Source organism: Arthrobacter stackebrandtii (genome assembly GCF_017876675.1).
Lineage (GTDB): Bacteria > Actinomycetota > Actinomycetes > Actinomycetales > Micrococcaceae > Specibacter > Specibacter stackebrandtii.
This window is the reverse complement of record NZ_JAGIOI010000001.1, coordinates 2179728-2190744: the sequence shown is the minus strand read 5'-3', so window position 1 is coordinate 2190744 and position 11017 is coordinate 2179728. Positions and strand designations below refer to the sequence as shown.

Genomic DNA, 11017 nt, shown 5'->3' with positions numbered 1-11017 from the left:
GGGCAAGGGTGGAGGCATGACCACGCTCCCAGTTGCAGGCGGCGCCCAATCCCTGCTCAGCGCCGCCCGGTTGGCCGCGACGGATCCGGCGGAGCGGGCTCGCGCCGCCGTTGACCGTTCCGGCTTCGATCCCGGCGAGGTCCCGGACGGGGTGGTGTACGCGGAAACTGTGGACGACGTGGTCCAGGCCCTGCAATTGGCAACACGTCACGGCGTCCACATTGTGCCGCGCGGCGCCGGTACGGGCCTGGCAGGTGGATCCTCCGCAACCCGGGGCACCGTGGTGCTGGATGTCAGCCGCATGAACCGCATCCTCAGCATCGACCCCGAGGAGCAGCTGGCCGTGGTGGAGCCGGGCGTGCTCAACGCGGAGGTGAATGCCGCGGCGGCCGAGTTCGGGCTGTTCTACGCGCCGGACCCTGCCAGCACGGCGATCTGCTCGATCGGCGGCAACGTTGCCACGAACGCCGGCGGCATGTGGTGCGCCAAGTATGGGGTGACCCGCGAGGCGGTGCTGTCCCTGCAGGTGGTTTTGGCAGACGGCCGGATCCTGAAGACCGGCCGCAGCACCATCAAGGGCGTCAGCGGCTACGACCTCAACTCCCTCATGATCGGTTCGGAGGGGACCCTGGGGATCGTTGTCCAGGCAACGCTGCGGCTGCGCCCCAAACCCTTGCACACGGCCACCACCGCCGCTTATTTTGCGGACGCCGCATCCGCGGCCCGGGCCGCCTCGGCCATCATCGCGGCCCGCATCCAGCCGGCCATCCTGGAGTTCATCGACGGCGGGACCCTCGCCGCGGTCGATGCGATGATGGGCACCGAGCACAGCAGCCGCGGGGGCGCGTTCCTGCTCGCCCAGACCGACGGCCACGGCGCCCTGCTGGAGCAGCAGGTCCTTGTTGAGGCCATCACGCCCTTCGCACTGTCCATCGAACAGACGGACGACGCCGGCCGGGCCGCCGAACTGGTGGCCGCACGGCGCAACGCGATCCCCGCACTGCAGGAGCTGGGCCGGGTCTCCATCGGGGACATCGGGGTGCCGCGCAGGAAGTTGGCCGAGGCCATTGACGGCCTGGCGGACATCTCGCAGCGGACGGGCGTGCGGATCTTCGTGGTGGCACACGCCGCCGACGGCAACCTCCACCCCATGGTGGTGGTCGGCCACGACGAGTCCATCACCGAGGGCCCGGCCAAGGAGGCACTCGGCGAGATGTTCCACCTGGCGCAGCGGCTCGGCGGCACGCTGACGGGCGAACACGGGATCGGGGTGCTCAAGCAGGACTGGCTCGAAGAGGAAGTGGGAAGCCTGTCCCTGGAACTGCAGCACAAGATCAAGGCCGTGTTCGACCCCCTCGGCATTCTCAACCCCGGCAAGGGCATCTGAGCCACGCCACCGCCCCGCGCTCGCCCCGCCCGCCCAACCCGGGCACCCGCCGTCGAACATCCCAGAGGGCATCCCAACCAGCCCCCCGAACCCGACGGTTGGCATCGCATTCACGCGCCGTTCACCCCCGGCGCCCCTTTCCGTCGCCCGGCCCTGCCAATGTTGCAGCATCGCACCCCCTCCGGAAGGTTTACCGTGTCCAACGCCAAAAAACTCCTGCCCATGCTCGGCCACACCCGCGGCAAGCGCAGCGCCGTCACCTGCGCCCTGAAATGCGACAACGCCTGCTCCAAGGCCGTCTGCAACACCTCCACCAACAGCTACTTCCGCGACATCGCCTCGGCGGAATTCTCGCGCCGCTCCGCCATGGGGATCGGCCTGGCGGGCGCCCTGAGCGCGGCCGTTTTGGCCACGGGCCAGGGTGCGCTGCCGGTGAAGAACGACGACGGCCCCAAGGCTGCCGCGGGCAGGCTGGCTTTCGCTCCCATCGCCCCCGTGGATGCCGCGGTGGATGCCTTCAATGTCCCGGCCGGCTACGACTGGTCCCCGATCATCCGCTGGGGCGACCCGTTGTTTGACCACGCCCCCGACTTTGACTTTGCCAACCAGACGCAGGCGTCGCAGGCCGGACAGTTCGGCTACAACAACGACTACACGGACATCCTTCGCCAGCCCAACGGCAAGAAGGGCCTGCTGGTCTGCAACCACGAGTATGTGAACCCGCAGATCATGTTCCCGGCCGCGCCCGCCAACGAGTGGCAGGCCCAGTCCCGCCGGAACATCTTCCGCAATGCCGTGGGCATGTCCGTGGTGGAACTGGAGCGCGAACACAAGGGCACCCCGTGGGAGTACATCCGCGGCGGCAAGCTGAACCGTCGCATCACCATGGACACCCTCTTCGAACTGACCGGCCCGCTGGCCGGCTCCGACCTGGTCAAGACCCTCCGAGACCCGGAAGGCCGCCAGGTGCAGGGCACCCTGGGCAACTGCTCCGGCGGCACCACCCCGTGGGGCACCATCCTCTCCGGCGAGGAAAACTTCAACGGCTTCTTCCGCACCAACGGCACCAGCGCCGAGGACCGCCGCTACGGCCTGGCCAACGCCGCCACCGGCATGGGCTGGGAGCAGGAGGACCCCCGCTTTGACGCCCGCGGCACGGACTTCCGCAACGAGCCCAACCGCTTCGGCTACATCGTGGAGATCGACCCCGAAAACCCATACTCCGTGCCGCGCAAGCACACCAGCATGGGCCGTTTCAAGCACGAAGGCGCCAACGTCATCATCGCCAAGAACGGCAAGGCAGTGGCCTACTCCGGCGACGACGAGCGCTTCGACTACCTGTACAAGTTCGTCTCCAAGAACAAGTACAAGCCGAACAACAAGGCGCACAACATGACGCTGCTGACCGAAGGCGACCTCTACGTTGCCCAGTTCACCGGCAACTCGGCCGTGGAGATCGACGGCTCCGGCACGGTCCCCGCCGACGGCGCCTTTGACGGCACCGGCACCTGGCTGCCCCTCGTGGTCAACGGCAAGAGCGCCATCGCCGGCATGGGTGTGCAGGAAGTCCTGGCCTACACCCGCCTGGCCGCGGACAAGGCCGGCGCCACCAAGATGGACCGCTGCGAGGATGTGGAGCCGAGCCTGGCCACCGGCAAGGTCTACGTCGCCTGCACCAACAACACCAAGCGCGGCCTCCCCGGCCAGGCACCTGCCGACGAGACCAACCCGCGCGCGGAAAACCGCGACGGCCACATCGTGGAAATCACCGAAACCCGCGGCGACTCCACGGCCACCACGTTCAACTGGACCCTGCTGATGCTCTGCGGCGACCCGGCCAAGAACTCGGAAACCTACTTCAGCGGCTTCCCGGCGGATAAGGTCAGCCCCATCTCCTGCCCCGACAACCTCGCCTTCGACACGGCCGGCAACCTCTGGATCTCCACCGACGGCGCACCCTCCGTGATCGGCTACAACGACGGCCTGTTCAAGGTTGGCCTGGAAGGCGCCAACCGCGGCAACGTCCAGCAGTTCGCCTCCATGCCGCGCGATGCCGAAACCTGCGGGCCTGTCATCCACGACGACGAGTCCATGGTGTACGTCGCCGTGCAGCACCCGGGCGAGGACGGTTCCTACGGCAAGCACACCTCCTACTTCCCGGACTACGTCGCTGAAGGCACGACGCCGGCACCCGGCCAGGTGCGCGCGCCGCGTCCGTCCGTGGTCCAGATCTTCCCGGCCGGCGCAGGCACGAAGCCGGGCAAGGGCAACGGACGCAAGTAGGCCACCCCCCACCAGCTCTCCGTCAGCTCGTAATTTACGCCCTTTGAACGCCCAAGAATGGCCAAAATTGCGAGCTTACGGACCGCATCACGGCCGGTGCGCCGCATGTGGTGCCACACCTGTCGTCTGGCGGCCACCTCCTCCGCGTCGGGGCATTGGGAATGCCTCCACCACCTGGCGCGCAGGCCATTGTTGACCTGGCAAACTCGAACTTTTGGGCTCTTCGAAAGTTGAAACAGCAGCCAATGCGACTGTGAGCCGCTGCAAGAATTGGAACGGCAGCACCTGCGATGAAAACACTGGTTTCATCGCAGGTGCTGCCGTTTCATCCGTATACATCGCCAGTGCTGCAGGCTCAACCTCAGCCGCGGATGCCATGCCGGCCGGCGCCGTGCGGCCCGGCAACAATGCTTCATTGTGGGCCCCGGAGTCTACGATTGAAGAAGCATTCACCGAGGGCACTTGGGAGCAGCAGCCGTGGACTATTTTTCAATCAATGCCCTGCGTGAGGGCCACGCGGGGTGGTCGCTGCTCCGCGCCCAAAACGCTCCCCTGGCACTGGCGTTCTTCATGGCCGCATTCACGGGCCCCAACCAGCGAAACCTGGGCCGCCAGGACCTCATCGACGCCCTGGACGATGTCCTCTTCGCACTGCGGGATTCCCTCGGGGAGGACAAGTTTCCTCGCAGCGCCGGGGAGTACCTGGACGACTGGGCCGAGCCGGGCAGGGCGTGGCTGCGCAAGTTCTACACCGACGGCCAGGACGAGCCCGTCTACGACCTCACCGCCTCCACCGCGGACGTCATCCACTGGGTGGAATCATTGCGCGGACGTGACTTTGTGCCCACACAGTCCAGGCTCTCCAGCATCTTCAACCTCCTCAAGACCCTCGTCCACGGATCCGAAACGGACCCTGAGGCCAGGCTGGATGAACTGCAGCGCCAGCGCGACGACATCGACGCGCAGATGGAGCAGATCCGCTCCGGCGACATCCCGGTCATGAGCGGCCCCGAGGCCGTGGACCACTTCCACCAGCTCACCACCTCGGCCAAGGAGCTGCTCTCCGACTTCCGCGAGGTCGAGGCCAACTTCCGCAAGCTGGACCGCAGCCTTCGCGAGCAGATCTCCCTGTGGGAGGGCGGCCAGGGCGATCTTCTCGAGACCATCTTCTCGTCCCAGCAGGACATCAGCGGCTCACTCCAGGGGCGCACCTTCCAGGGATTTTGGGACTATCTCATGTCCCCCGCTCTGCGCACGGAATTGCATGAACTCCTGGAGCGGGCCACCCGGATCGAAGCACTTGCCACGCAGGACGGCCTGGCGCAGATCACGTCCATGCAAAAGGATTGGCTGCCCGCCGTGGAACAGACCCAGTCCACCGTCCGCCAGCTCTCCGCCCAGATCCGGCGCCTGCTCGATGACAAGGTGTTCCTGGAAAACAAGCGCATCATGGCCCTGATCCGCAACATTGAATCCGGCGCCGTCGCGGTCCGGGGCACCCCGCCCACAGGCCCCTTTGCCGAGCTTGCCGGCCATGACGTCCCCGTGGCCCTGCCTTTTGAGCGTCCACTCTATGAACCCAGCCGGTCCACCCCCATCGATGATTCCGTGGGTGTCTCCGAGGACCTCGGCGTGGATGCCAACGCCCTCTTCAACCAGTTCTACGTTGACACGGCACGCCTGGAGGCCAACATCGACGCCGTTCTCGACGGCGCGGAACAGGCCACCCTGGCGGACATCGCCGATGCCTTCCCGCTCAGCCAGGGACTTGCGGAAATTGTCAGTTACTTCCAGCTCGCCACCGAATCCCCCACGGCAACCATCGACCCGCACGCCGCCCAAACCCTTTCCTGGACGCTCCCCGACGGCAGCCTCCGCGAAGCCACCGTTGAAAAAGTCATCTTTGTGAGGCCCTCATGAGCTACGCCGACCACCTGCAGGACACCCTCGACGCCCCGGAGCCGGCGGACCGCACCCCGGACGGCCTGCCCCTGGTGGTCACCAAGCTGTTCAAGGGCGTGGTGTACCGCGACGCGGATGAGAAACTGTGGCAGCGGCTCATGGAACGCTCCGCCCAGGCCCGCGACTACGTGGCCGTGCTGGGCCTGGAACTGGTGCTCGACGACGCCGAAGGCTTTGCGTTCCTGCGCTCCTCCCCGGATGCGGACCCCGAGCTGCCCCGGCTCATCCCGCGCCGCCAGCTCACCTTCCACGTCAGCCTGTTGCTGGCCCTGCTGCGCGCCCGGCTGGCCGAGTTTGACCAGCAAAACAGTGAAACCCGGCTCATCATGACGGCGGCCCAGATCGGCGACATGGTCTCCGTCTTCCTCCCTGAATCCAGCAACGAAGCCCGCATCCTTGACCAGCTGGCCGGCAACATCAAGAAAGTGGTGGAGCTCGGCTTCCTGCGCAAGCTCCGCGGCCAGGAGGGCAGCTACGAGGTGGCCCGCATCCTGAAGGCGTACGTCGATGCGCAGTGGCTGGAGGAATTCGACGCCCGCCTCGCCGACTACCGGGCCGAGCTGGAAGGCCGGCCGGGAAACAAGGGCGGGCCATCCGCCGTCGGACATGGGCAAAAGAGTGAAGAGGCGGCCACGGCATGAGCGCCCAAACGCAGGCGGGCCTGTTCAGCCTTGACGACCTGACCGTTGACGACGCCGGCACGCGCCCGGGCTTCCGGCTTCACCGCCTGGAGCTGCTGAACTGGGGCACGTTCAACAAGGATGTGCGCACGTTCCGGCTGGACGGCGAGAACAGCCTGCTGACAGGCGACATCGGCTCCGGAAAATCGACCGTGGTGGACGCCATCACCACGCTGCTGCTGCCGGCGAACAAGATCGAGTACAACAAGGCGGCGGGTGCGCAGAAGAAGGAACGCTCCCTGATGTCGTACGTGCGCGGCTTCCACAAGAGCGCCCGCAGCGGCATCGGTGATTCCTCCCGGCCCGTGGCACTGCGCGGCCCCGGCACGTACTCGGTGGTGCTGGGCGTGTTCCACAACGCCACCCTGGGCAAGACCGTCACGCTGGCCCTGACACTGTGGGCCACGCAGGAGGCCGGGCAGCCCACCCGCTTCTACTCGATCGCGGAGGGTGAGCAGTCGATCAAGGGTGACTTTGCCGACTTTGGCGCCGACATTGCCAAGCTGAAGCGGCGGCTGCGGGCCGCCGGGACCACCACCTTCGACACCTTTGAGAAGTACGGTGCCGCGTTCAAGCGCCACTTTGGCATCAGCTCCGCCCAGGCCATGGACCTGTTCCACCGCACCGTGTCCATGAAGCAGGTGGAAAACATCACCCACTTTGTGCGCACCAACATGCTGGAGGAGGACGACGTTGACACCCGCATCAAGAACCTGCTCCACCACTTCGACGACCTGAAGAAGGCGCACGATGCAGTGCTGCGGGCCAAGGACCAGATCCGCATGCTGGAGCCGGTGCGCGACCATGCTGCCCGGCACGCGTCATTGACGGTGGAGTACGACAACTCCCACCGGCAGCGCGAGCAGCTCTCGCCGTGGTTCACTGCCCGGAAGCTGGAGCTCAGCGAAACACACCAGCTTGAGCTGGAACGGGCCGGGACCAAGGTGGCCGGGCAGCAGGCCGAGCTCACCGCCGAGCTGGGCCGGCTTCACCGCGAACTGGAGGAACTGCGCGACGACATCCGCAGCAGCGGCGGCGGCCGGATCGCCGCGATCGAGGCGGAGCTGGCGCGCATGTCCATCGAGCTGGGCGCGCAGCGGGAGCGCTGGACCACCTACTCCGAGGCGGCCACCGTTCTGGGCCTGTTCGAGCCGGCGGACCAGGTGGTGTTCGACGCCAATGCCGCCCAGCTGCCGCATGTGGAGCAGCGCCTGGTCGACAGCAACGCCGAGCTGCAGGAACAGCGCACGGCCCTGGACCGGCAACGTTCCGAATCAGCTGAGCAAGCCCTCGAATTCAAGGACGAGCTCAAGAGCCTGCTGAGCCGGCAAAACCTGCTGCCCAGTTGGCTGATCGCGCTGCGGCAGCGACTGTGCGCCGGAACCGGCATTGCCGAATCCGAGCTGCCGTTTGCCGGCGAGCTGCTCAAGGTCAGGGACTCCGAGGCCGCGTGGGAGGGCGCCGCCGAGCGCACCCTGCACGGCTTTGCACTGTCCCTGCTGGTCACGGGCCAGCACTACGGCCCCGTCAGCGACTGGGTCGATGCGAACAACCTGCGCGCCCGGCTGGTGTACCTGCGTGTCGGCGACAAGCCGTCACCGCGCCCCGCAGCCGCGGGCACCCTGGCTTCCAAGATCAGCATCAAGCCCGGCACTCCACTGCGGGAATTCCTGCTGGACGAGCTGGGCCGCCGCTTCGACCACCAGTGCTGCGACACCATGGCTGAATTTCGCCGCCACCCCAAGGCACTGACCATCAACGGCCAGCTCAAGAGTGGCGGCGGGCGTCACGAGAAGGACGACCGCAAGGCACTCAGCGACCGTTCCACCTACGTGCTGGGCTGGGACAACCACGACAAGATCGCCCGCCTGCGCTCCTCCATGGAACAGGCCGAGGGCCAGGCCAAGGCAGCCGTTGACGGCCTGTCCCGCATCGACACGCAGCTGGGCAGCCTGGGGCGCCAGCAGCGGCTCATCGGAACAGTGACCGCCGTCGGAAGCTTTGCCGAACTCAACTGGCAGGCAACCTCGCGCACCATGGAGGGCCTGAAGGAGGAAAAGGCCACACTCGAATCCTCCAGCGACGTGCTCCGCGAGCTCACCCGCCGCGAGGCGCTGGCGGCCGACAAGGTGGAGGCGGCCAACGGGCGGCTGCGGAAGCTGATGGAACGGATCGGGGCCAACGCAGCGGACATCAAGTCCATCAACGAGCAGATTGCGGACTGCCGCGAATCACTCGCCGAATTCCCCCTGACGCCCGACGCCGGGCTGCTGGCCGAGCTGGAAAAACTCACCGGGGCGGTGCTTGAGACGGGCGGCCTGACATACAAGAACACGGCCAAGGCGGAGAGCCGCGTGCGCGACCGGCTGACGGCCGCGATCGATGCGCTGAACAAGCAGGTGATCCGGTCCTCGGAGGCCACCATCAAGTTCATGGCCGATTTTCGCAACAAATACCCGGCAGAGACCACCGATCTTGACGCATCGCTGGAGGCTGCCGGGGAGTTCAACAGGATCCTGGCCCAGCTGGTGGAGAATGACCTGCCCCGCTTTGCCGAACGGTTCAAGGAATCGCTGACGCAAAACACCATCCATGAGATCGTGGCCTTCAATGCGTTCCTTGACGCCCGCAGACAGGACATCATCTCCCGAATCGATGAGATCAACGAGTCGCTGGCCCGGATCGAATACAACCCGGGCCGGCACATCCAGCTGGAGCCTCAGGCCACCACGGACCCGGAAGTGCGCGAGTTCGGCACGGACCTGAGAGCATGCTCGGAGGGGTCGATCGGGGCGCAGGAGCAGTATTCGGAACAGAAGTTCCTGCAGGTTGAGGCGCTCGTCGAGCGTTTCCGCGGCCGTGAGGGGCGCACCAACCTTGACGACCGCTGGACCGCAAAGGTCACTGATGTGCGCAACTGGTTCACGTTTTCCGCCTCGGAAAAATGGACGGAGACCGGCGAGGAGCACGAGCATTTCACCGACTCCGGCGGAAAGTCCGGCGGTCAAAAGGAGAAGCTGGCCTACACCATCCTGGCTGCCGCCCTGGCGTTCCAGTTTGGGATTGCGGCAGGGCCCGGCAACCAGCGGTCCTTCCGGTTCGTGGTCATTGACGAGGCCTTCGGGCGCGGCTCCGACGAGTCCGCGCGGTACGGGCTGGAGCTATTCAAGCGGTTGAAACTGCAGCTGCTGATCGTCACGCCGCTGCAGAAAATCCACGTCATTGAGCCGTTCGTTGCGAACGTGGGGTTTGTGGCCAATGAATCCGGCGCGGATTCGCAGCTGCGCAACATGACCATCCAGGAATACCGCGACGAACGGGAAAAGCGTGGCCGTTAAGGGTTCCGGCCGCACGGCCGGTTCGGGAACCGGCTCCGGGACAGCTGCCAGGGCGGGCGGACTGCCCGCGTGGTCATCGCCGGCGGATGTCCGTGCTGCCTCGCTGCGTTCGTGGAACAGCGGCGAACTGCTGCGCGAGGTGGGCGCACCCACAGGACTCCATCCCCGCCGTCGGCCATTGAAGCATCCCAGCGCCACCGCGCTGCGCACGCACTATGCCCAGGCTGCGGACTGGGCGGCGCTGTGGGATCCAGCGCCGCAAGGCTGTTCCGTGGAGCGTGTTTCAATCGGTGCCAGTACCATTGGGGCGAACCTGCTGCCGGCGGCCGTCGTGTTTGAAACTGCCGCGGACGAGATCGCGTTTCTGGGGCTGGCGCGAGAGGCCGCCCGCTTTGCCGACCTGGCGCGGCAGGTGGCCGGCGTTGATGCGGGTCTGGCGGAATGGGCCCGGGCTCGGCCGCTGGAGCTGCTCCGGAACGGCGAGAATGCGGTGACCGCGGCAAGCGTGGCCGTTTGGCTCGCGGAAAATCCGGCACCCGGTATTTACCTGCGGCAGTTGTCGCTGCCCGGCGTGCACACCAAGTTCGTGGAGAACCACCGGAGGCTCATTGACGGGATGCTCGGCGTGTTGGCTCCAGACCGCGAACTGTCCGGCAAGAACTACGCGCGGCGGCACGGCTTCCTCGCCGCGCCGGACCGGGTGCGCGTGCGTTTCCTGGACCCTTCCACCGCGCCGGCCGCCGGATTGCTGGACGTGGAGCTGACAGCGGCGGGGTTCGCCGGGCTGCGCCTGGATGTGGAGCGGATCGTCACCACGGAAAACCTGGTCAACTTCCTGGCCCTGCCGCACATGCCCCGGACGCTGGCCGTGTTTGGCGGAGGCTACGGCTTTGAGGGGATCCGGGATGCGGCGTGGATCCGCGGAGTGGAGCTGCTGTACTGGGGCGACCTCGACACCCACGGATTCCACATCCTGGACCAGCTGCGCTCACACCATCCGCACGTGCGCAGCATCCTCATGGACGAGGAAACCCTTCTGGTCCACAGGGACTTTTGGGTCCGAGAGGGCTCCCCGACCCGCGCGGCGCTGCACCACCTGTCCGCCGAGGAGTCCCGCGTGTACGAGGGTCTTGTGGCAGGCGAGTTTGGCCCTTCCGTCCGCCTGGAACAGGAATTGCTGGACTGGGACTGGGTGCTCCCCCGCCTGCGCTGACAACGGCTCCCCGTCCTCAACCATCCAGCGGGTATTTGAGGTACTGGCTGTCCGGTCCGGGGGCAGATAAGTCAGGCCCGGGGGCAGTTATCGCATTTCGCCCCCTGTGCAACCGTGGCGAAATACGATAGCTGCCCCCGGCCTCTGCAACGGA

At 66.5% G+C, this 11017-nt stretch carries 6 protein-coding genes; all 6 read left to right on the top strand.

Annotation, left to right across the window (positions count from 1 at the left end; translation table 11 throughout):
• The first annotated feature begins 16 nt into the window (after positions 1-16).
• The 6 genes from JOF48_RS09265 (at position 17) to JOF48_RS09240 (ending at position 10863) form a co-directional block, all read left to right on the top strand.
• Positions 17-1387, top strand: coding sequence for an FAD-binding oxidoreductase (locus tag JOF48_RS09265; RefSeq protein ID WP_209679950.1), 1371 nt, complete (start codon positions 17-19; stop codon positions 1385-1387).
• A gap of 159 nt (positions 1388-1546) precedes the next feature.
• The gene (locus tag JOF48_RS09260; RefSeq protein WP_209679947.1) at positions 1547-3670 is read left to right on the top strand and encodes a PhoX family protein; all 2124 of its coding nucleotides are present in this window, start codon (positions 1547-1549) and stop codon (positions 3668-3670) included.
• A gap of 477 nt (positions 3671-4147) precedes the next feature.
• Complete coding sequence (locus tag JOF48_RS09255; RefSeq protein WP_209679943.1) at positions 4148-5590, top strand: DUF3375 domain-containing protein; 1443 nt, start codon at positions 4148-4150, stop codon at positions 5588-5590.
• On the top strand, positions 5587-6273 hold the full coding sequence (locus JOF48_RS09250; RefSeq protein WP_209679941.1) for a DUF4194 domain-containing protein: 687 nt from the start codon (positions 5587-5589) through the stop codon (positions 6271-6273). The genes JOF48_RS09255 and JOF48_RS09250 overlap by 4 nt, the downstream gene beginning before the upstream one ends.
• Entirely contained in the window at positions 6270-9650 is a 3381-nt protein-coding gene (locus JOF48_RS09245) for an ATP-binding protein (protein ID WP_209679939.1), read from the top strand. The genes JOF48_RS09250 and JOF48_RS09245 overlap by 4 nt, the downstream gene beginning before the upstream one ends.
• Entirely contained in the window at positions 9640-10863 is a 1224-nt protein-coding gene (locus JOF48_RS09240) for a Wadjet anti-phage system protein JetD domain-containing protein (RefSeq protein ID WP_209679937.1), read from the top strand. The genes JOF48_RS09245 and JOF48_RS09240 overlap by 11 nt, the downstream gene beginning before the upstream one ends.
• Positions 10864-11017 lie beyond the last annotated feature (154 nt).